Origin of the sequence: Arachidicoccus ginsenosidivorans (assembly GCF_007971385.1) — a bacterium.
GTDB classification, from domain to species: domain Bacteria; phylum Bacteroidota; class Bacteroidia; order Chitinophagales; family Chitinophagaceae; genus Arachidicoccus; species Arachidicoccus ginsenosidivorans.
Genome location: NZ_CP042434.1, coordinates 4,044,816 through 4,066,474, shown reverse-complemented (window position 1 = coordinate 4,066,474; position 21,659 = coordinate 4,044,816). Strand labels below are relative to the sequence as shown.

The following is a 21,659-nucleotide window of genomic DNA, read 5'->3' as shown; positions in this document are numbered from 1 at the left end:
AATTAGTGCCACAATAAGCAAAGCCTGCCTACTTTTGGAGGGGAATAATTGCCAACCAGGCTTTGGCATATTTTACTTTTGGGTACCGAATAATGGTATGATCAATGCCCGGATTGCCTCAAAAGCCGGATGCTGTTGGGCTCTTTGCGCGGCCAGCATAACTTGTGTTAGGATGGTAGATAATGCTGGTGTATAAAATTGTATATCCAGATGGTCATACTGGCTCTTTACAGCGCCTGGCACAATGCTGATACCTGCCCCCAGATGAACCAGTTCTAAAATAGAAGAGATGTTGTTGCACTCATAGCGTAACTGAGGTGTAAAGCCCATTTGTGCGGCAAAGGCCAGCATCTGTGCATGATAAACGGGAACCGCGCTTACGTGATAGGATATAAAGGGCAGCTGCTCCAACGCTGAGATATCATTTGGAAGCGCTGTTTTCCCGGGCATGGCCAGACAAAATCCATCCTCATATAATTTTTCAGCTGTCAAAGCGGCCGATGGATTCGGTCCGCGGATAATGCCAACATCCAGCCGGCCTGCTTCCAGTGCCTGAATCTGTTTTGCGGTAGGCAATTCAAAGAGTTGCGTTTTTATAAATGGATGCGCCAGTTGTATCTGACGGGTCAACTCCCCCAATTTTTTTTTGTCAATAGAACTTATATAGCCGATTTTAATATCCCCGGCCAGTGCATGATGAATCCTCCCGGCTTGAACTTTGGCCGTTTCCAGCTTATTGAAAATACCATGAACCTCTTGCAAAAAGTATTTTCCTGCATCCGTCAATTGCACCCTTTTGTTGTCTCTTAAAAATAAGGTAACCGCCAGCTCTTGTTCCAGTTCCTTAATCTGCCTGCTTAGTGGCGGCTGGGAAATAAAAAGCCGCCTTGCAGCATGTCCAAAATGTAATTCTTCTGCCAACACCTGAAAATATCGTAAATGCCGTAGTTCCATACTTATAAAGTATTAATAGTTGACAAAAATAGTATTTTTCAGGTATCAATGACCGCTTTACTTTTGTATAAAATAAAAAATCATGGAAAAATCAACGATTCAGCAGATCGAAGCGCGTTTTGATAAAGATGTAGAAAGATTCTCCAAACTAGAGACGGGACAACAAACAACGCTGGATGCCAGCCTCAATTTGGAGCTGATAACTGAGGGCATCGTGCGCTGTTACCCCAAGCTAGGCAGGGTATTGGATATAGGCTGCGGAGCGGGCAATTTTGCCGTAAAACTAGCCCAGAAACGACCCGACATCCAAGTAACCTTATCGGACCTCAGCCTTCCCATGCTCAACAGAGCCAAAGAAAGGGTATCACCCCTTACCTCAGGCGCAGTTCAAACAATCAAAGGGGACTTTAGAACAGCAGACTTCGGGCAGCAAAAATACGACGTCATCATTGCCACCGCCGTTTTGCATCATTTAAGAGACGATAAGGATTGGGAAGCGGCTTTCAGCAAACTTTATAACCTGCTAAGCGATCAGGGTAGTATCTGGATCTTCGACCTCGTCCACCAGGCGGATCAAGGTCTGCAGGCGTATTTCTATGAAGATTTATATGGCAGCTACCTCACCAGTTTGAAAGATGCGGATTATCGCGATCACGTGTTTGCCTATATAGAAAAGGAAGACACCCCTCGTAGTTTGATCTATCAATTAAATCTACTGGAAAAAACAGGATTTAAACGAGTTGATGTGTTGCACAAAAACCTGTGTTTCGCCTCCTTTGTCGGCTTTAAGTCTGTAAAGTAGGCCGGGATATAGGCATCACCTAGGCCAGGTTGTTAATTTTTAAGCACTGCCTGTCTTTACGGACAGTTTAAGACAGGCAATGCTTAAAAAAACCAATCATAATTTTACGATCCATGTATCATCGTCTCAATTTTATCCAAAACCTGGTGCATAGCGTTTTGGGCGCCGACCGGCAAGTAGAGGGCTTTATTGCACGTTGTAATAAGCGCACTTAAATCGCTGGCCAAATCAGGACGTCTTTTCTCCAGCTCTTGCAGGAGTTTATGTTCATCCGTCTCGTGACTATCTAGCTGGTATTGCATTTCTTCAATTATATAAGCCTTTGCCAGCACAAAGAATTCTTTCGGATCTTGCCTTTGCTTTAATTCCCTAATCGCTTCTTCTCTTAAATCAGCCCTTGATTTAACCGGGCTTTCCAGTTGCCCAGAGTCTGTTGTTGTTGAATTTATCTGGTCAGCTTGTATTGGATTATTCTTCGCTATTATTTTACTACTCAGCCCTTCAGGCAGATATTGCAGATGGTCTGGTGTCTCGGCCGTGGATGGTCTGGCAGGCGTAGCGCTCACCGGCCCTGGCTTATTTTTTTGATCTTCAATGGAATGATTGTCCTTGATATCCTTATTGCCAGCGGTACGGTTATGCTCTGATTGAAGCTGGCTGCCTCTTCTTTTTTGTGCTTTTGCTTTTTTTGATTTTCTATATTCAGCAACACCAAATATTGCCGCAACCATTAAGGCAATAAGCGCTACAATCCATAAATACTCTTTATTTGTTTTATGGTTCTGCGCCAATCCCTGTTCAATACCATTGTCTTTCAAAGGAGCAGTGAACTGGATTTGAATGGTATCGGTGGAATCTGTCGCGTATTTTTTGGTATCGGGGTTAAAATAATTAAAAACAATGGGAGGGATTTTCACACCGCCCTCTTTATTGCCAATAAAAGGCACCTCAAAGTCCAAGGACCTTTCCATCGGAAAATTCGTTTTATTGACCGATTGGCTGTCTTTTGCGTCATAGGCCTGGATATCTGAAGGCCAATTTATATCAGGTAGGGAAACCCCGTCCAAGTTGCCCGTGCCGGTTATATGGATATGTAGCCTGTTGTTTTCTCCTGCTGGCAATTTATTGTTATCCACCGTTGCCCTTATTGTAAACTGCCCAATAGCACCTGAAAAATCTGCTGGTTGTCCCTGGGTTGGCAATGGCAGCACGGTTACCTGCATGGGTTTGCTTTTTATTATAGCGGTTGCATCATTGCGATCAGCGGGATTGCCTGCATCAATAAAGGTTGTTTGCACTTGCACGGAGGCGGAGTCTAGGGGCAAGTCTCCGGTCTTTAGGGCGACTAGCTGCGCCTTACGGATGCCCCTGGCCCGATAGGATCTACCGTTCACTTTTACGTCATATGGATAGAGATTGCGCTCTATATCTGTTACACTAAAACCGTTAAAAGAAGGAAACCTTTGTGGCTTCCAGCTGCAGTTGACCGCCCCGAAAAATTCATAATCCACTAATATAGGCTCTCCCACATAGAAGGTTTTCTTAGAGGGTGTGATTTTAATAAAGAAATCCCGGGCAGCAGCCTGGTCATAGCCTTCACCGGGATGTACGATCACGCCTGAGGAGGGGGTGGGGCACTTGGGGAGCCAAAAATATCACTTGGCAATCCCATGCCAGGCATGGCCGGAATGCTTTGCAGTAATGAACCAAAAGGATCTGTACCCGCACTTTGTTTTTTCTTTACATGTTCTTTTTGAACCACTTTGACGGTCTGATCATGACAGACTAAAGGCTTGCCATTATAATCATATGTGATGCCTGGTACCTTTAATGTTCCAATATGCTTCGGGTAAAGGGTATAGATATAAGAATAGGAAGAAGTAGCATTCCCGTTAATAATGGAGGTGCGCTGAGAGATGGAAGGGCCGTTTACGTCCCAATCTGCAAAGCTGACATCTGGCATTTGGGGTTGGCTGATATTTTTAAATTCATAGGTTACCTGTAAGGCGTCTTTAGAGCCAATTGTTTGATCAGATAGATGCAATTGGACAGCTGGCTGAGCGACCAGACCGCTGATCATCAGACCTAATACAAATATTACGAGAATCGTCCGTTTAAACATAGATTCCAAATTTAATCTGCTTGCTAGTTTCAAAAAATCTTCTTTGTAAAGATTGGGAATACTTTTTAAATTCTTTGTTAACAAGTGAGTAGTGATATATTTTAAGAAATTGCAGCAGCGGTCAATGCAGCTGTCTTTGGATTATAAAGTGGCAGCACTTCCGCTGCTCCAGGCGTCACACAGAATTCCAGGTCTTTTTCCAGTCCGAAGGCCTTTAACCGGTGCCAGTGGGAAGTATTACGAATGAAATTGGTCATATCCTCTTTATGTAGTTGGTACATCTGTTTTGCCATCAGGGTACTGTCACAATTCATTGCGAATTTTTCACTGAGTTGATCTGCCACTGCGCCGGCAAACAAAGTATCTTCCAGGTTAAACCGGTCCTTCCAGCCTGAACAGGCCAGGATCACGTTTTTTTGGCTTTTTTCCAAAAACTGACAAACGCTGCCAAGATTTACAAAAGAACCGGTAATGATCTGGGCAGCGCCCTGATCTAATGCCATTTTCAGTAGCTTGGTTCCATTGGTGGTGGTTAAGACCAATTGCTTACCATCAATAAACGTACTGGGGTATTCTGCCGGGGAATTACCATGTAGCAGTCCTTCGATGACCTGGCCGTTTCTTTCGCCAGCGGTGATGGCGTTTAGTTCAGCGCCCAGTTGTTTACATTTTTCTACATCTGCTACTGGAAAGACCGCTGTTGCTCCGTGACTCAAGGCAGTAGCGATGGTAGAAGTTGCCCTGAAGACATCAATGATCACAATAGTAGCATCAGATAGGGTATATAAATCCAGCAATCTGGGAGAGAGTACTGTATGTAAAGTTCGTTTTTCCATGGCTGCAAAATAAAGAACTTTTGAGCATAAGTATAATATTTGTATTTTCCGTACACGAATCATACGCTTTTTTGCGTTAGATTTAAATTGTTCACCTAAATAATTAATATTTATGAAAAAGTACATTGCTGAATTTATTGGTACCATGTGGTTGGTACTGGGGGGTTGTGGTGCCGCTGTTTTGGATGCTGCCTTTCCTAATCTGGGCATTGGTTTTCTGGGTGTTGCGCTTGCCTTTGGACTTACCGTACTTACCGGCGTTTATGCTTTTGGGCATATCTCCGGGGGGCACTTTAATCCCGCTGTCTCTATTGGCCTTTGGGCAGGAGGACGTTTTGCAGGAAAAGAAGTCGTACCTTATATCATCTCTCAGGTGCTGGGAGGTATCCTGGGCGCCGCCATTTTGTATGTGATTGCTACCGGCAAATCTGATTTTACCTCCATCGGCGATTTTGCCTCTAATGGATACGGGGCACATTCCCCAGGTGGGTATAACATGGCCGCCTGTCTGATCTGTGAAATCGTCATGACCTTTATGTTTGTAATGGTGATTATGGGAGCCACGCATAAAAAAGCTTCCGGCGCCTTTGCGGGAGTGGCCATTGGTCTTGCGCTGACACTCATTCACCTGATTAGCATTCCTGTTACGAACACCTCTGTCAATCCTGCCCGTTCTTTGGCACCTGCCATTTTTCAGGGCGACTGGGCAATGGGGCAGGTATGGTTATTCTGGTTAGCCCCCATTGTAGGAGCTATCCTGGCTGGTGGCGTATATAAATGGTTATTGCCAAACAATATTCCAGAGCCAGAAACACTGGAACCGCATGCATAAACGAATCTCAGGCAAAAGGCAAATTTTATCCACAACACAAGCTTTCAATAAGCTATTGCTGTAATTTGCAGCCGATTATGAGAAAATACGAAGATACATACTTACACAAGGGACTTAGAAAGCAGTTGATCACTTACCTGCGCGATGTCAGAGGTATCCGGGACAGCCGGGTACTGGATGCCATGAATCTGGTACCCAGGCATTTTTTCCTGGATTCCGCCTTTGACAGGATTGCCTATGATGATAGAGCATTCCCTATTGGAGAAGGACAGACTATTTCTCAACCTTATACAGTAGCCTATCAGAGCCAATTGCTGGAAGTAAAACCTACAGACAGCATCCTGGAAATCGGAACAGGCAGTATCTACCAGGCCAGTGTACTGGCCGCCATGGGAGCCGATGTGTTTACTATTGAAAGGCAGCGTAAACTCTTTGAAGCGCAAAAAGATTTTCCACTCAAAGAGCGTTTCCCTAATATCCATTTTTTTTACGGCGATGGATATAAAGGACTTCCGGATTACGCACCTTTTGATAAGATCATTATTACCGCGGCTGCTCCTTATATACCGGAGAAACTCATGGCACAGTTAAAAGTCGGTGGCAAGATGGTACTACCGGTGCAGGATGAAGAAGAGTTTCAGACGATGATGCGCATTACCAAAAATGATGATGGCACCTGGGAAGAAGAAACCTTTGAACATTTTTCCTTTGTCCCGATGCTGGAAGGCAGTAGTGATCAGAACAGCATTTAAATAGCCTTGGTTCTGGTTCTATTCAAGTTTGCCGACTACACTTAAAGGCATAGAAAAATCCCGATTTGATTATTTTAAAATAATCAAATCGGGATTTTTTATGGTTTAAATATTTTAAGTAATAATTCTGTATTGGCTAACCATTCTTTTAGCCTTTATCACGTAAGTCTGCATTTTGTAATCTGCACTTAGCAATGCCTGCCTTACTAAAGGCAACTGGCAATAATATCCACACATTCCAGAATTTGTTCTTTTGTAATGACCAGCGGTGGTGCAAAACGGATTTTATCGCCATGAGTAGGTTTTGCCAAAAGTCCCGCATCTCTTAATTTAAGACAGATTTCCCAGGCCGCATCTTTATCGCTATGCTCAATCACAATGGCATTTAATAAACCTTTGCCCCTGATTTCTTTAATAAGCGGGCTGTTTAAGCCGCGAATCTTTTCTCTGAAAAGCTGCCCCATTTGCGCAGCATGTTCGGCCATATGCTCTCTTTTCAAGACCTTTAAAGATTCAATGGCCACTGCACAAGCCAGCGGATTGCCTCCATAGGTAGAGCCATGTTCGCCAGGTAGTATGGTCAGCATAACTTCATCATCTGCTAAAACGGCACTTACTGGAAGTACACCACCACTTAAAGCTTTACCTAAGATTAATACATCAGGATGAACATTTTCGTGATCACAGGCCAGCATTTTACCTGTACGGGCAAGACCGGTCTGGATTTCATCTGCAATAAAAAGAACATTATTTGCTTTACAAAGTGCTGCTGCCTTGGTTAAATAACCTTCGTCAGGTACATGAACACCCGCTTCTCCTTGTATAGGTTCTACCAGAAAGGCTGCGACATTTTTATCCTCTAATGCTTTTTCCAGTGAAGCAATATTATTATACTCAACAGTGACAAAACCTGGTGTAAAAGGACCAAACCCATCCTTAGAAACAGGATCCGTGCTGAAAGATATAATTGAAATGGTTCTTCCATGGAAGTTTTCTGAGGCGGTCAATATGACGGCTTTGTCCTGGGCAATCCCCTTAACTTTATAAGCCCATTTGCGGGCAAGTTTAAGGGCTGTTTCTACTGCCTCTGCACCTGTATTCATAGGCAGCACTTTATCATAGCCAAAAAATTCTGTAATATATTTTTCAAAATCACCCAGCACATTATTATAAAAGGCGCGGGAGGTAAGTGTCAGCTTGGCTGCCTGATCCGTCAGTGCTTTCATAATATCTGGGTGACGGTGTCCTTGGTTCATAGCGGAATAGCCGCTTAAAAAATCATAATACCTTTTTCCATCTACATCCCAGACAAACACGCCTTCCCCTTTTTCCAGCACCACTGGAAGGGGGTGATAGTTGTGGGCGCCATATTTATCTTCTAAAGTTAAGTAATGCTTTGATTTCTCGGATAATGCAGTAGCTGCATCTATATGATTAGACATGATATTATTATTAATAAAAAGTGATAGAATATTACGGCTCTTCTGTGCCACTCCCTTGAATGGTCAGAAAACTCTTAAATAGAAGCCAAGTATGTATATAACCGGGTAGAAGGGATACTAATTGTTACCCCAAGGGATGATTCAGATAATCCAGGAAGCTATGTAAGAATAATTCTCGCATGGCCTGCAAGATAATAATAAATTTCTAACTAACAAAAACGGATTTCTAAATCTGAGCATCAAACAGGTTATAATGAGCCGTAGTTTTATTACTTTTGCCAGCCCGGGAGGTTAAATTTGACAGTTGTCAAAACCGTACTGCAAGGGTAAATAAAAGTAAAATCATATTATGAAATATTCGCAGCAAATAGGAGCGGCCTTGTCCTTACTAGTTATTCTGGCTTGTTTTCTTCCCTGGAGTTTTATTCCCTCTTTAAATGCTACACTGACTGGCATGTATACCGCCACCACCGATTTTGGCAAACCAGGGATTTTACATATTGCCTTTAGCATCATTGCTTTTGGCTTATTTATACTGCCAAAACTCTGGAGCAAACGAACCAATATCTTTATTTGTGCCATCAATCTGGCCTGGGCTTTTAAAAACTTTATGCTATATTCCATGTGCTCCGCAGGTGATTGTCAGCAAAAAAAAGTAGGCATTTATATCGTTTTGATCTCCAGTATCCTGATGATCGTAATGGCCATGCTCCCAAAAATAAATGTAAAAGAAAAATAACCACGAATAAAACGGATATTAGATTAGAAACGCCATGTGCGAGGAAAATAAACAGGATCAGTACATTACCCCCTGCGCACACATAATACTGAACTCTATATAGCCATGGGGGTCGAATTCGCCCCCCATGGCTATTTTTATATCATGAATACTTACACGTTTAATATAAGCGGACAGTGCGCCTTCAACTGCTTTAATACGTTTTACGGGTATTCTTTATATTACCATTGCCATTATTATTACCATTATTATTACCATTATCCTTCCCATCAATATCGCTTAATTCATAAATCACCCCCGGAATTAATGGCACTTCCCGTTTTAGGATTCCCATAAATTCATGACGAGGGATCATTATAGCACCCAGGCTTTCCAGATGTGTCGTATGCAATTGACAATCAATGAGCCTGACGCCTTCAAGCCGCAGTTTTTCCACTAATTTAATAAAGGCGTATTTACTGGCGTTACTGCGCCTGGTAAACATGCTCTCCCCAAAAAATATATTCCCCAACCTGACACCGTATAATCCGCCCACAAGCACACCATCTAGCCAGGATTCTGCACTGATTGCATATCCTGCTTTGTGTAATTCAGTATATCCTCGCACAACCTCATTGGTGATCCAGGTGCCGTCCTGATCGGGCCGGTAAATCTGCTGACAATTTTGGATCACCTGGTCAAAGGCCTGATTAAATCTAAATTCAAAAGCATTTTTTTTGAGCAGCACTTTCATGGATTTGCTGATTTTCAGCTCACTTGGGAAAAGCACGAACCTTGGATCGGGTGACCACCACATAGGCAAATCCGTGTCATACCAAGGGAATATTCCCATATGATAGGCTAAAAGTAACCGTTCTTTTGAAAGGTCACCGCCTAAGGCTAATAATCCGTCTGACAGGGCACTGTCCACCGGCGGAAACCATAAACGATCTGTAAGAATAGGAATTGACATGCGTGAGCAGGAGCACCAAACAACCGTTTGAGTCTACCTTTAAAAATCGATAATTTATTAATTAACAGCCATTTGTCACAAATAGTTACACGACAGCTTCAATAGTAGCACCAATGCCACGATCGGTAATGCTGTCGCACATGGGTTTTAAGGTATCATAATCCCCTTTTTTGACGGCATACTTACCCTTTGTATGAATAATAAAAGCACATTGTTCAGCTTGCTCTTCCGTATGTCCGCAGATCTCAACAAGCGCAGTAATCACCCATTCAAAAGTATTAAAATGGTCATTCCAGATAATAAGCTGCAGGGGCGACTCCGTCGCCACCAATGTATCTGCGTGCTCCTGCTCCCAAGGCTTGGGATTGGTTTCACTTACAATACTGCCAGCGAGTTGACCGGTTTTTTGACCGACATTTCTACCGTAGGTAAGACCATGTTCTTTCATAGCCCAAAGGTAAAAAAATAAAAGTGAACAAAGATTCAAATTTACCTGTCCGGATCGCCTCTGGAGACTATAATCAATCACCCCTTCTTTGGGATGTTTTTTTACCGCAAGTGCCTACCAATAACAAATCTCATAACCTCCTAATAATCAATAACTCTTTTCAAAATCACGCCTAAGGCAGTTCCTTTACTGGTTTTTTGATTTGCTATTCTGACCTAATCGACAGACTTGCTAGGAGGTGAGCTCTGCAGTCAAACATCATAAAATTTTATTATATTTAAGCTTAGCCTGCGCAAATCCTTTGGCAATAAGTCGAATTAACAAATTAAGGGTCTATCTTTGCCGGATGAATCAAGGGGCAAAACAAAATATCCGGCATTTGAACCAAGGCCAGCTGGAGCAGTATTTTGAGGTGGCAGGGGAACCTAAATTTAGGGCTAAACAAGTATATGAATGGATCTGGAGCAAACATGCCAGTTGTTTTGACGATATGACCAATCTGGGCAAAGCGCTCAGAGCCAAATTAGAAGAAAATTTCACCTTGCCTGCACTAAAAGTAGAACTCGTACAGCATAGCGAAGATGGCACCCTGAAAAGTCGTTTTATGACTGTTGATCATCATATGGTGGAGGGGGTTCTAATTCCGACGGAAGAAAGAAAAACAGCCTGCGTTTCCTCCCAGGTTGGCTGTAGCCTATCCTGCAAATTCTGTGCAACAGGTTTTATGGACCGCAAACGCAATTTGCATTACGATGAGATATTTGACCAGGTTGCCCTGATCAATAAGCAGAGCCTGGAAAATTATCAGCAAAAACTGACCAATATCGTTTTTATGGGCATGGGAGAGCCGCTGCTAAATTATGCCAATACCATGAAAGCCGTAGAGCGCATTGCCGCCGCTGACGGCCTGGGTATGAGTCCTAAACGAATTACCGTTTCTACTGCCGGTGTGGCTAAGATGATTACCAAGCTGGGAGACGATCAGGCTAAATTCAAGCTCGCCTTATCCCTTCATGCCGCAAGTGATAAAAAGCGCAATCAGATCATGCCCATTAATGAGACCAATAATATCAAGGCACTGACAGAAGCACTCAATTATTACTATAAAAAGACCAAGCAGCATGTCACTTTTGAGTATATTCTCTTTCAGAACTTTAATGAGAGTACCAAAGATGCGGATGAACTGGTCAAACTTTACCGGCAAGTACCTGCAGATTTAATCAATATCATTGAATACAATCCCATAGAACAAAGTAACTTTAGCAAACCTTCTGAAGAAAGCACGGATCTTTTTATGCGCTATCTGGAAGCCCATAAAGTTAACGCCAGGCTCAGACGCAGCCGCGGTAAGGATATCGATGCCGCCTGCGGTCAATTAGCCAATAAAGGCAAATAAAACAAAAACCCAAAGGGGACCGCTGCAACAAGACGCGCTTCTCTCTATTATTTTTATAACAATCCCATTCTCATGAGCAAACTTGGATTTGAAAAATTTATCAATAAAAAATCTGCCGGCAAAATAAAGGAAGAACACCGGCAAGAGAAACGCAAATCCAAGGCAGCGCTGCGCGCAGCTGGAGATGAGTTCAGACGCCAAAAGCTGGAAAAGCAAAGAGGCAATACGGGTTATAAAGCAGAGAATGATCAGGAAAATGTCCGCGGAGGCAAATCCTTCAGAGAACGCAGGCCAGAAAGTGGTGACCGCTCAGCAAAAAAGACCTATGGCAAAAACAGCGACAGCAGGGAAAGTAGAAATAACCGTTATGACAGTAGGCGTAATAATGATGCACCCAGAGAGCGCAGCGGTGATGGCCGCCCGCAAAGAGCAGGGAAATATGGCGACAAAAGAGCGGATAATAAATTTGCGTCTAAAAGAGGCGCCATAAATGACAGTCAATATTCAGGTTCAAAGGCGTCCCCGGTAGATGACGGGACCATGCCTTTAAATAAATTCATTGCTCATTCAGGTGTTTGTGGCAGAAGAGAAGCTGCAGAACTGGTTAAATTGGGACAAGTACAGGTCAATGGAGATATTGTATTTGAACCAGCCATTAAAGTCACAGAAAAGGACATCGTTAAATTAAAAGGCAAGCAACTGACCCTGCAAATCAAACATTTTTATTTTCTGCTCAATAAACCCAAAGATCATATTACCACCACCAAAGATGACAAAGGCAGAAAAACAGTAATTGATCTGTTTAAGGATGTGGTGGAAGCAAAGCACCTTTATCCGGTAGGAAGGCTGGATAGAAATACAACAGGTGTATTGCTGATCACAAATGATGGTGAATTGGCTCAGCAATTGACGCATCCGTCTTTTGAAGTTAAAAAAATATATGAAGCCACACTAGACCGTCCGGTGGCCAAAAAGACCTGGAAGCCATCGCTACCGGCATTACCCTGGAAGATGGCGATATCAAGGCTGACCAAGTGGGTTATCCGGATCAAAAAGACAAATCTGTTGTTGGGATAGAAATTCATAGTGGTAAAAACAGAATTGTCCGCAGAATCTTTGAACATCTGGGCTATGAGGTTAAGAAACTGGACCGCGTCATGTTTGCTGGTCTGACTAAAAAGAATGTCGAAAGAGGCAAATGGCGTTACCTTTCAGAAAAAGAGGTGCGTCTGTTGAAATTCATGAATGCCGGCGGTACAAAAAAAGCAAAAAAGGTAGCCGAATCAGATGCAGTAGAGGATATTGATAATGTTGAAGAAGTCCTTGAGTCCAGACCAAAGTCAAATACTAGAACAGGATCTACATCAAGATCGACAAAAAAAGCAACATCTCATACAAAAAGAGCGACAACAACTGGGGCTGCACCTACAAAAAAGCCAAAAGAACCCGGATTCCAACGGACAAAGATGCTGCCAGTAAAAAAGCAGCAGACGGTGGACGGGATAGAAATCAGGCAGGACCTTTAAGAAAACAGGTGAATAAGTCGGTTTTGGCAGATAAGCAGGTCTCAAAAAGTCCCAAATCAAAGCCTCAGGGCAGAACCACCCGCAGGGAGAAACAATAAAGGGATGCAATTTTGATTTGCCTGTTTTTTAATTTAGAATTCAGATTTAATTTTTATTTTTTATAACGGCCCATGCGATTTGAGACTTTACACGAGAATGATCATTTTATAGTTATTAATAAACCTTCCGGTCTTTTAAGTGTACCAGACAGAAAACAATCTGAACCTTCCTTAAAAGATTTACTGCTGCAAAAATACGGGGAGATTTATACGGTACACCGGTTGGATAAGCCAACCAGTGGCCTGATCCTATTTGCCCGCGACGCTGAGACCCATAAAACCCTCTCCAAACTTTTTCAGACCCGTGAGGTGGAAAAATATTATTTAGGATTGGTGGAAGGGACTTTAATACCAAAGGAAGGCATCATTGAGACCGGCATTATGGAGCATCCGGCAGGAGGGAAGATGATTAACCACGTTAAGGGGAAAGCTTCTAAAACGGCCTATGAGACCAAAGAGACCTTTAAAGGCTATAGCCTGGTTCGTTTCAGGATCTTTACTGGCAGAACCCATCAGATCCGGGTACATTGCGGCTACCTGGGACATACGATCGTAGGTGATGGCATATATGGTGAAGGGAAGCCGTTATTACTCTCAACAATAAAGAAAAAATTCAATCTGGCTAAAAAAGAACTGGAAGAAAGACCTTTAATGGGAAGATTGGCATTGCATGCTCATGAAATCAGGTTTCAGTTTCAAGGCGAGGACTATGTATTTGAGGCACCCTTATCCAAGGATATGCAGGCAACGCTTTCGCAGCTGCGTAAACATGCAGCAGTTACAAATCCTTTATAATAATTTGCTGTTTAAATATCAAGTTGGCAATCGCAGCCTTAGAGTGTAGCGAAATCTGATTGAAATAATCATCTACTTTCAACCGGGCAATTGTCTCTTCTACCGTAAGTACATCTGATTCAAATAATGAAATAGTTGCATAAACTTTGTCATTTGCCACCGCTCCAAATACCACCTCATAAGGATGCGCAACACCCTTTCTACAATCCAAAATAAAATTCAACCAATCTTTGGATGGAGACTCAAAACGTTTTATTTCAAAAGCCGAATCGTCCCAAATAGCCGGGTGCAATTCATAAACAGAGACAATAGCATCCTGTTTATCATATGGATCTGCGCTGTTTTGCTTTAGCAAGGCCCATTTTTTGGCCTGATCTATAGATTGGTGGTCACATAAAAACCTTTACCAAAGTCAGTACTGATCCTGCATTTAGAGCGTAACGGCTTTCCCATGGCAATGACCGATCCATGATATACATTCATCCTTATTTTTTCCTATTTTCTATAAAACGATCAATTTCTTCCATAATATAACCTTCCCCTTGTGTATGTAACATTTCATAAACTTCAACAAGATAATCAATCACACCATATAGGTTAAATAATTCTAGCACTTTTTCAGAAGAAAAGTTCGTGTGTTTTTTATAATTTTCGATACAAAAAGCCAGAAAAAGTAAAATTGGCATGGATAAGTTAATTCTATCTAGCGCCTCCGCCTTTTCTTGGATCAATTGGTCATATAAATTATAGGGGCTTAACCCCCATAAATAAGAATCGTCACCAGACAACTCTTTATATAACTTAGAATCGTATAGAAAGGAAATTGCATCCTTTACCCCAATATTTCGCTTTTCTAAAATTACACCTAATAGTTGTTGGATCTTATAGGGCAACATCAATTGTTCGACATGCTTTTCCATTTTTGTGATCTTAAATAACCCAAATTTCCCCAATTTTATTTATAAACTATTAAAAAAACGTGATAATAAATAACTTTTTAGTTATGAATATAATAATCTAAGTGTCATAGAATTGCTTAATCGGATCAGTTAATATCCAAGCATTGTACACCTAAATTTTTAGCCTTTTTTTTTGTATCCTTATTAAAACAGGCAAAAAAAACCGAATTACAAAGTCTTTTGAGCATCAAAAAATGATTGCAATGCAGCGATCCTTTTCCAAACTGAAACATCAACGCTCTGCTGGCAGATTCTTCCTGTACAATTTTACCTGGGTAATAATAAATTGAGATAGCTCAAAATCAGTCATCTCTTTTAGTTTATCAAAACTTGGGCTATAACGTTGTATAAAATTAGTCAAGGAATCCTCATCATGGATTTGGCCATATTTTTCAACCATACTCCTTTTCATCCGGTGTCTGATATAAGCCATTTGTTCTGCCTCTAGTGCAAAGTGTTGCGCACGTTTTCTTTGTTTTCTTTTTTTAAAACCAAAGACACTGGCCAGAGACCTTACATCCAGCAGACTGAACTTTTTATCCATGGTATTGAGTTGCATTTTCTCCCCCATAACCCCCACTGATTCTGACCACTTGTTGTTACCCATACCCACCTTAGGATCCTGGTAATCGTAGAGATTGCTATAACGCCGTCTGCGTGCAAGCGAATCTTCCTTATATCCTTTGCCGTACACTTTTACAGTAGCCAATTCATGCGCCTTAGCGGACTCATCCATTATTATCGTTACATCATAGGTAGGGTGGGGTTGGGGTTTTAAATAAAAATAGGCGTCCACTAGTCGGTTTTTATAAAAAAATCTGACCGTATCCCCAGGTTTTACAACAATCAGATATTTTCCCGATGGATCTGCATGACTTTGTACGCCACTAGAGTTTTTAATTTGGACCTCGCTCAAGATGATGCTATTGTCGTAGGGAGAGCTAACCACACCTTGTAGTATTTGGGTCTGTTGGCCAAAACTCACCTGGCATATTAACAGGCCTAAGGCCATATACATAACTGTAATTGGCGTTTTTTGATAAAAGGTCATGTATTTTTACGACAGCGTTTGTGAAAGATATAAGTACGGCTTATTTCCATTCAAATTCTTTAGTAGAGATTGGGCGGCTTGGGTCAGCGCATGTAAACAAAAAAATTGATGATCATTCCCCTCATTAGACAATAAAAAAGTGGTCACTACGCAGCAATTCAGAGTCAAATTTCTTTTTACTGGTAGCGTAGCTTTCAGAGGTCGGTAAAAAATATTTTTCGCACTAATTTTATTTTGTTTCTTTGTATGGTCAGCAAATCGCAATGGCAGGGCTAGGCGTGTAAATTATGCATTAAAATAAAATATTATATAATAGACACAGCATCGCCTAGGCGATGCCTCAATATTCTCCATAATTTTTATTGTTTATCAACATTCAGTTGACAGCCCGTTCCCTAGACGGGCTTTTTTTACGTTAAGAGCTGCTACAAATATACAATATATATAAATTATAAACAAATAATAATCATTTAATTACAATTTTTCTTCACTGTTTTTGGCACTTTTTTTGCATAGGAGAATTTTCAAGATTTAAGCACCGCTGATTTGATTTATCAGCTAAATAAAGTGAGCCATCATTTCTTTCCTGAGTTGTCGGACTGGCTTGGCGAGGTGAAGGACCACCGGATTGATAACTGTTGTAAATATAGCATGTCTAACCTATTGACCCAGGTCATTCACATGTTTCAGGTTCAGGGTTCAACCCGTAATAACATGAACCAACTAAGGAAAGATGGGAGCTATTTTAAGGATAATTTTGAAGCATTACACGGCGACATGCAATTAGCGCACTTTGACACGGTGAACAATGTAATTAAAACAGTAGATGCTGGAGACCTGATATTGGTATTAGGCAAGATGATTAACGCTTTAATCCGATCCAAAGTGATTAATCCGGCAGAAGGTTATTATCATATTGTAATGGATGCTACTGGAGTTGCGAGTTATCACACCCCACCATTGGATGGAGCGCTTTCCAAGAAAAAAATAATACAACTACTTATTATGCCAGTGTACTAGAAGCTAAAATCATAACGGATAATGGCCTTTGCCTGTCTGTGGCCAGTGAATTACTTAGTAATGAAGGAAAAGGGTTTTATGACAAGCAGGACTGTGAACTGGCTGCCTTCTCCAGGCTCGCGGACCAGTTACACAAACTGTTTCCCCGGCTGCCTATCTGTTTGCATTTAGATGGGCTCTATGCCAATGCAACGGTTATGAAAAAATGCGAGCAATATGGCTGGAAATATATAATTACTCGTAAAGACGGTAACCTTCCAAAACTGGACGAGCAGATTAAGGACACCCTAGAAAAAGTTAGTTTTGTGTACCCGGAAGTGCTGAATCCAGGGCAAAAGGAAGCAAACATAGGAGATGTTCAATATCTATGGGCTGCTAACCTCCAACACCAAAACCACCAGTTAAACTATATGGAGGGGAGATTCCCAAAGCATAACAGTCAAGCAGTGACCAAGTTCGCCTATATTACCAACCTAAACATTAATTTAGATAGCCCACAGCTTCAATCAATTGTCAGACGTTTTATGTCTTCTGGCCGCAGCAGATGGCTAATAGAAAACAAAGGATTCAATGATCAGAAGAATAACGGGTTCAATATGGAGCACAAATTTGTTCGCAAAAGCATCATGAACCTGTATAAATACTATATACTGCTGCAAATAGCCCATATAATTCATCAATTAACTATAAAGTCAAAGGCGGTGATTAAGCTTGTCAAACAGTCAAAGGTTACCATAAAAATGCTGTGGGACCGGCTTAAATCTGTTTTATTGGAACGGGTCATATGCAAAGAAACGATCATGCAAAACAGGCAAAGGTGCCAAATCCGCCTGGAATAGATAAAGAGGCGGGAGGATAAGCCGATAAACCTTACGAAACCAATTTCTTAACTCCAACTAAAACCAAACCTAAACCTACTAACTACGCTACTAAATTGACTCAGCTTGCTGGGCTGGCGGAGCTATGCCTAGTCTTGGAAATTAGCACAGTAACGGAAATTTTACTTAAATTGACTCTGAATTGCTGTCACTACGGGATTATTTCCCATTTTTGTCATTTTTGTTTCTATTTTTGCCTTTACCTTTATCTTTGCCCCCCTTCTTACCATTATTATAATCACTTTCTATAGATTTCTGCATCCACAGAATTTCTTCTTTTTCTACCTGGGTTGCTTCCACTATTTGATCAATGGTAAACACCTTCATTCGCAGCATATACTGAACAATTTCATTGGCTTTATCATCACTGCCTTCAGAAAACCCCTGTAATAACCCTTGTGAGAGCCCATCATTAAATCCTTGTATGAAAAACTCACGTAGCGCACTATCGAGTCTTTCTACTGTGAGTGGAAACTCTTTTAAATAGTCCTGAAAATATTCTTCTTCAGTTTTACCAAGATAATCTCCGCTACCATTGGCACCGTAACCAAAAGGGGATAGTAAGCTCATATATTAATTTTTTAATAAAATAGCTGGTGGATAATTATATTAATTTTAATTGAAGCGCTGCTATCCTCCATACCGCATTTATGAGCAGAACGCATCAGCTTCATGCATTAGTAATTATTACTATCCAAATTTAAGGGTTTAACCGGGATCAACCTCAATTTTTATATATTTTAGCATATTGTTTATATCATTGTAAACCAGCGGCTTTAAGGTTTACAATTACATAAAACCCATTAAAATTATGCCTAACCAGCGCACGCAATAATCAACAGCGCGCACTTTCTTAATTCCCACAAAATAAAAACCAGAACGAATAAGGATATTTTGTCAATAATAGCGGTTGAAGAAAAGGAAAGTTACTTATAGTCAGAAGTTTAAAAGAGGTGTTGCTTACTGAATAAAAGGGGAGTATTTGGCACTCAAGTGAAGCGGTGTTTCAGCATTTTTACTAAGTATGCCTTAAATACTGTTTTTCTAAGGTCTCCCCATTAGCATTGAACTCTTTATTGCATTGGGTTTGGCAAAATAGTAACTTAAAGACGCTCGAAAACAGATGCTCCACTTCAATACTTAAATTACCCAAGTTTAGCCCCCATTTTGTACACTACACTTTTTTTTGCCTGAAAACCCCATAAATACAGCAATTATTTTGTTGTATGGAAGAAAATGCTTTTCTTTGTAGTGTATAATATATACACTACGATGGCATTTATCCGAAAAATAAAAAAAGGCAACGCGGTCTATCTTGCAAAAGTTGAAAACTACAGGGAAGACGGAAAGGTTAAACAGCGTGTGCTTGAATACGTTGGCAAGGAAGAGAATGGCATGGCCGTTCAGAAAGTTGATATTAATAAAATTGAGGCGATAAACGCCAAACAGTATGCTAATATCAGTATTTTATATCAATTAGCGAAAGAACTTAATTTAAATTATTTATTGGGCAAGCATCATAAACCAATTATCGCCCTGCTCATTGCTCATCTACTTTGTAAGAGCAGTGTATTGAAAATGGGGAAATGGATTGAAGAGTCAACCGTACGAGAAATTATCGGTTTAGATGAGCTATCAACTGAGAAGCTCTATAGATCGTTGGATTACCTAGAAGAATGCGACTTTGAGTTTCTAGAACAAAGCATTTTTGAGTATTGGCAGAAGGTATGTCCAAAGGATAACGAATCTTTTGTTTTGGATGTTACAGACACTTATTACAATGGTAAGCATGATGAGTCCACTCCCCGTAAAGGAAAAGAGGGCAGGGTTTCTAAATTGATACAGATTGGCTTAGGTGTTAGTTTTGAGAACGGTTTCCCGGTATTCCATAAAGTATATAATGGCAGCATCTCCAATATCAAGGTGCTGGAAGATATGATGAGAATAATGGCCCAACGGGGCATTAAGTCTATTATTATGGATCGTGGTTTTTACAGTGAGGCCAATGTGGAAGATTTGCACAGGCTGAATATTGATATGATCGTAGGGGTAAAGCAATCCATTGGTATTAAAAAAAATATACTGGCTCATATTGATAAGGAGAAAATCTATTCATCCAAGCATCAGGTGATACTAAAAGGGACAATTGTTTATGTACAGGAAGTCGAATTCCTGTTTGGAAAGCTGATCGTCATTTATAATCCAAAATACGAAGCCTTAAAAAAAGATAAAATGTTGGCAGATGGAGCAACGGATGCCAAGGTAAAATTCGTGGGTTTCTCTTTAATATTCCACAACACAAGACTGAAGCCCGGAACGGTAGTCCAAAAATATTTTGAGAAAGACGTGGTAGAACGTAGTTTTCGTACAATGAAAGGAGATGTGCAGCTCCACCCAATCAGGCTCTGGCTGCCACAACGGGTAAATGCGCATGTCAAACTTTGCTATCTATCCATGTGCCTACTATCTTTAATCAAATTTAGATGTAACAAGCTAGGCCTGCAGCCTAGCGAAGTATTGAGTGAGCTGCAGATGATCTACAAGGTAAATCTCAAGCACTCCCAGAATGGAAAAGAATTTACCAAGGTGGTCACGTTAACCAACCTGCAGAAAAATATTTTGAAGGCGCTTAGGTGTAGTGTATAAAATAGGGCTTAAATTTAGGAAATTAAAAATCAATTTCTAAACAATCCAGAATATATGATGCACCGATTTAAAACAATCCTTATAATGGCATTTCTAATGTCCATGGCTACAAGTAGTTTTTCCCAGCGAACTGTTTCACATAAAACGCCCCTAAAAGACAAAGTGATAAATGGGCCCTATAAAGCCCAGCTGGACGCCTTGCAAAAGGTCATTCAACAGCATTTTTATGATAAGACTTCCGGGTATTACTTTGCTGAAGTCGATCCAGCCAGACGGGAAGTAAAAAATGGGTACCGTAGAGAATATACCTATTTATGGTCGCTTTGTGCACTTTATCAAGCAGCGAATGAAATTGAAAAGCTGGAGCCCAAAACAAAACTCATGGTCCCTTTACTGAAATTAATGTATAAATATTATAGTCCGGCTCCTCCAAAAGCAGGTTTCACAGATTACATTATGAAATTGAAACCAGGAGAAAGATATTATGATGACAATGAATGGGTGGGCATTACCGCTTTAGATGCTTATGCAAGAACTGGCCAAAAAAGTGACCTTAAGCTTGGCCAGGCCATGTATGATTTTATCATGACAGGCTACAACCAGGTACTGGGTGGAGGAATTTATTGGAAGGAAGGTTCTACAAGTTCAAAAAATACCTGTTCCAATGGCCCCGGTGTACTTGTTGCTTTGCAATTATATCAGGCCACTAACAATAAGGCTTATTTAGACACGGCACTTAAAATATATAACTGGACCAATAAAATGTTGCAAACACCCTCCAAGTTATATTATGATAATATCAGTACCAAGGACGGTCAAATCGGTAAGGCAATATTTTCCTACAACACAGGTACCATGCTGGAGGCCAATGTTTACTTATACCAAATTACGCATGAAACAAAATACTTGCAGCGGGCAAATGAAATGGCAGACAGCTCCCTGGAATACTTTTACGGTCAAGGCAAGTTTAGGGACGGTTATTGGTTCAACGCTGTATTACTTAGGGCCTATCAACACTTATTGCAGATTAACAAGGACACCAAATACATATTGGGATTCAAAAAATGCCTGGATGACGCATTGCAAAATGATAGAAACGAACAGGGGTTATTCCTTCAAAATGGCCAGCATGTCCGTAATTTAGTAGAACATGGCGGTATGCTGGAAATTTTGGCCCGATTTGCATGGTTGGAAAATCACTATAATTTATCCACCGGTGGTTAAAATTTATAACCTAAAGTGTTGCCAATTTTGCCGTTTTCTTAAGGATGGCTGGCGTTAATTTTATAATTGATAATCAATCTCTTAAAAAAATTATCTGGAATATATTTTTAATTTCCCAAAAAAAGCTTTTACATTTGCAACATGATTTTAAACAGAGTAAATATTCATTGGTGGTGGCAATGCTCAA

Annotated in this window: 24 protein-coding genes; 12 read left to right on the top strand and 12 right to left on the bottom strand. The window is 40.9% G+C overall.

The window, feature by feature from the left end:
* Positions 1 to 72: 72 nt before the first annotated feature.
* Complete coding sequence (locus FSB73_RS16410; protein ID WP_146784608.1) at positions 73 to 954, bottom strand: LysR substrate-binding domain-containing protein; 882 nt, start codon at positions 952 to 954, stop codon at positions 73 to 75.
* Positions 955 to 1,036: 82 nt separating this feature from the next.
* Between FSB73_RS16410 and FSB73_RS16405 the strand changes: the two genes are divergently transcribed.
* On the top strand, positions 1,037 to 1,756 hold the full coding sequence (locus FSB73_RS16405) for a class I SAM-dependent methyltransferase (protein ID WP_192904068.1): 720 nt from the start codon (positions 1,037 to 1,039) through the stop codon (positions 1,754 to 1,756).
* 104 nt (positions 1,757 to 1,860) lie between these two features.
* Here the strand turns inward: FSB73_RS16405 and FSB73_RS16400 are convergent, their stop codons facing one another.
* From FSB73_RS16400 to FSB73_RS16390, 3 genes are all read right to left on the bottom strand, one after another.
* Positions 1,861 to 3,372, bottom strand: coding sequence for a BatD family protein (locus FSB73_RS16400; protein WP_146784602.1), 1,512 nt, complete (start codon positions 3,370 to 3,372; stop codon positions 1,861 to 1,863).
* Positions 3,369 to 3,878 (bottom strand): BatD family protein, encoded by a 510-nt coding sequence (locus FSB73_RS16395; protein WP_146784600.1) that lies wholly within the window; start codon positions 3,876 to 3,878, stop codon positions 3,369 to 3,371. The genes FSB73_RS16400 and FSB73_RS16395 overlap by 4 nt, the downstream gene beginning before the upstream one ends.
* A gap of 101 nt (positions 3,879 to 3,979) precedes the next feature.
* Positions 3,980 to 4,714 carry a 2-phosphosulfolactate phosphatase gene (locus tag FSB73_RS16390; protein ID WP_146784597.1) on the bottom strand — a complete coding sequence of 245 codons (735 nt, stop codon included), beginning with the start codon at positions 4,712 to 4,714 and terminating at the stop codon, positions 3,980 to 3,982.
* A 112-nt stretch (positions 4,715 to 4,826) separates the two neighbouring features.
* On the opposite strand from FSB73_RS16390, the gene aqpZ reads away from it, so the two are divergent.
* Together aqpZ and FSB73_RS16380 are read left to right on the top strand one after the other, a co-directional pair.
* Positions 4,827 to 5,546 carry an aquaporin Z gene (aqpZ, locus tag FSB73_RS16385; protein ID WP_146784594.1) on the top strand — a complete coding sequence of 240 codons (720 nt, stop codon included), beginning with the start codon at positions 4,827 to 4,829 and terminating at the stop codon, positions 5,544 to 5,546.
* A gap of 77 nt (positions 5,547 to 5,623) precedes the next feature.
* A complete protein-coding gene (locus FSB73_RS16380) occupies positions 5,624 to 6,298 on the top strand; it encodes a protein-L-isoaspartate(D-aspartate) O-methyltransferase (RefSeq protein WP_146784591.1) in 675 nt (224 codons plus the stop codon).
* 206 nt (positions 6,299 to 6,504) lie between these two features.
* Here FSB73_RS16380 and rocD read toward each other — a convergent pair whose 3' ends face one another.
* Entirely contained in the window at positions 6,505 to 7,740 is a 1,236-nt protein-coding gene (gene rocD / locus FSB73_RS16375; protein WP_146784588.1) for an ornithine--oxo-acid transaminase, read from the bottom strand.
* Between the two features lie 349 nt (positions 7,741 to 8,089).
* On the opposite strand from rocD, the gene FSB73_RS16370 reads away from it, so the two are divergent.
* Positions 8,090 to 8,479, top strand: a complete 390-nt coding sequence (locus tag FSB73_RS16370; RefSeq protein ID WP_146784585.1) for a hypothetical protein — start codon at positions 8,090 to 8,092, stop codon at positions 8,477 to 8,479.
* Between the two features lie 193 nt (positions 8,480 to 8,672).
* Here the strand turns inward: FSB73_RS16370 and aat are convergent, their stop codons facing one another.
* Together aat and FSB73_RS16360 are read right to left on the bottom strand one after the other, a co-directional pair.
* Positions 8,673 to 9,431 (bottom strand): leucyl/phenylalanyl-tRNA--protein transferase, encoded by a 759-nt coding sequence (gene aat, locus FSB73_RS16365; RefSeq protein WP_146784582.1) that lies wholly within the window; start codon positions 9,429 to 9,431, stop codon positions 8,673 to 8,675.
* Positions 9,432 to 9,516: 85 nt separating this feature from the next.
* Complete coding sequence (locus tag FSB73_RS16360; protein WP_146784579.1) at positions 9,517 to 9,879, bottom strand: ATP-dependent Clp protease adaptor ClpS; 363 nt, start codon at positions 9,877 to 9,879, stop codon at positions 9,517 to 9,519.
* 346 nt (positions 9,880 to 10,225) lie between these two features.
* Here FSB73_RS16360 and rlmN point away from each other — a divergent pair, with 346 nt between their 5' ends.
* The 4 genes from rlmN (at position 10,226) to FSB73_RS16345 (ending at position 13,694) form a co-directional block, all read left to right on the top strand.
* On the top strand, positions 10,226 to 11,275 hold the full coding sequence (gene rlmN, locus FSB73_RS16355; protein WP_146784576.1) for a 23S rRNA (adenine(2503)-C(2))-methyltransferase RlmN: 1,050 nt from the start codon (positions 10,226 to 10,228) through the stop codon (positions 11,273 to 11,275).
* Between the two features lie 72 nt (positions 11,276 to 11,347).
* Positions 11,348 to 12,352 (top strand): pseudouridine synthase, encoded by a 1,005-nt coding sequence (locus FSB73_RS16350; protein WP_225974087.1) that lies wholly within the window; start codon positions 11,348 to 11,350, stop codon positions 12,350 to 12,352.
* Positions 12,310 to 12,801 (top strand): hypothetical protein, encoded by a 492-nt coding sequence (locus tag FSB73_RS25300; protein ID WP_225974086.1) that lies wholly within the window; start codon positions 12,310 to 12,312, stop codon positions 12,799 to 12,801. Before FSB73_RS16350 ends, FSB73_RS25300 begins: the two co-directional genes overlap by 43 nt.
* Before the next feature lie 170 nt (positions 12,802 to 12,971).
* Positions 12,972 to 13,694, top strand: coding sequence for an RluA family pseudouridine synthase (locus FSB73_RS16345; protein ID WP_146784574.1), 723 nt, complete (start codon positions 12,972 to 12,974; stop codon positions 13,692 to 13,694).
* On the opposite strand, the gene FSB73_RS16340 is transcribed toward FSB73_RS16345, so the two are convergent.
* From FSB73_RS16340 to FSB73_RS16325, 4 genes are all read right to left on the bottom strand, one after another.
* A complete protein-coding gene (locus tag FSB73_RS16340) occupies positions 13,678 to 14,073 on the bottom strand; it encodes a DUF3990 domain-containing protein (protein WP_146784571.1) in 396 nt (131 codons plus the stop codon). The genes FSB73_RS16345 and FSB73_RS16340 overlap by 17 nt on opposite strands.
* Positions 14,070 to 14,177 (bottom strand): DUF3990 domain-containing protein, encoded by a 108-nt coding sequence (locus FSB73_RS27705; RefSeq protein ID WP_146784567.1) that lies wholly within the window; start codon positions 14,175 to 14,177, stop codon positions 14,070 to 14,072. Before FSB73_RS27705 ends, FSB73_RS16340 begins: the two co-directional genes overlap by 4 nt.
* A 2-nt stretch (positions 14,178 to 14,179) precedes the next feature.
* A complete protein-coding gene (locus FSB73_RS25295; protein WP_225974085.1) occupies positions 14,180 to 14,614 on the bottom strand; it encodes a DUF3791 domain-containing protein in 435 nt (144 codons plus the stop codon).
* A 271-nt stretch (positions 14,615 to 14,885) separates the two neighbouring features.
* Entirely contained in the window at positions 14,886 to 15,704 is an 819-nt protein-coding gene (locus FSB73_RS16325) for a hypothetical protein (protein WP_146784562.1), read from the bottom strand.
* A gap of 546 nt (positions 15,705 to 16,250) precedes the next feature.
* Between FSB73_RS16325 and FSB73_RS16320 the strand changes: the two genes are divergently transcribed.
* Both FSB73_RS16320 and FSB73_RS16315 read left to right on the top strand, forming a co-directional pair.
* The gene (locus FSB73_RS16320) at positions 16,251 to 16,724 is read left to right on the top strand and encodes a transposase family protein (protein ID WP_146782665.1); all 474 of its coding nucleotides are present in this window, start codon (positions 16,251 to 16,253) and stop codon (positions 16,722 to 16,724) included.
* 38 nt (positions 16,725 to 16,762) lie between these two features.
* A complete protein-coding gene (locus FSB73_RS16315) occupies positions 16,763 to 17,563 on the top strand; it encodes a hypothetical protein (RefSeq protein ID WP_146784557.1) in 801 nt (266 codons plus the stop codon).
* 198 nt (positions 17,564 to 17,761) lie between these two features.
* On the opposite strand, the gene FSB73_RS16310 is transcribed toward FSB73_RS16315, so the two are convergent.
* The gene (locus FSB73_RS16310) at positions 17,762 to 18,172 is read right to left on the bottom strand and encodes a hypothetical protein (protein WP_146784552.1); all 411 of its coding nucleotides are present in this window, start codon (positions 18,170 to 18,172) and stop codon (positions 17,762 to 17,764) included.
* Between the two features lie 702 nt (positions 18,173 to 18,874).
* On the opposite strand from FSB73_RS16310, the gene FSB73_RS16305 reads away from it, so the two are divergent.
* The gene (locus tag FSB73_RS16305; protein ID WP_158639582.1) at positions 18,875 to 20,248 is read left to right on the top strand and encodes an IS1634 family transposase; all 1,374 of its coding nucleotides are present in this window, start codon (positions 18,875 to 18,877) and stop codon (positions 20,246 to 20,248) included.
* A gap of 84 nt (positions 20,249 to 20,332) precedes the next feature.
* Entirely contained in the window at positions 20,333 to 21,472 is a 1,140-nt protein-coding gene (locus FSB73_RS16300; protein WP_158639581.1) for a glycoside hydrolase family 76 protein, read from the top strand.
* The last annotated feature ends 187 nt before the right edge of the window (positions 21,473 to 21,659 follow it).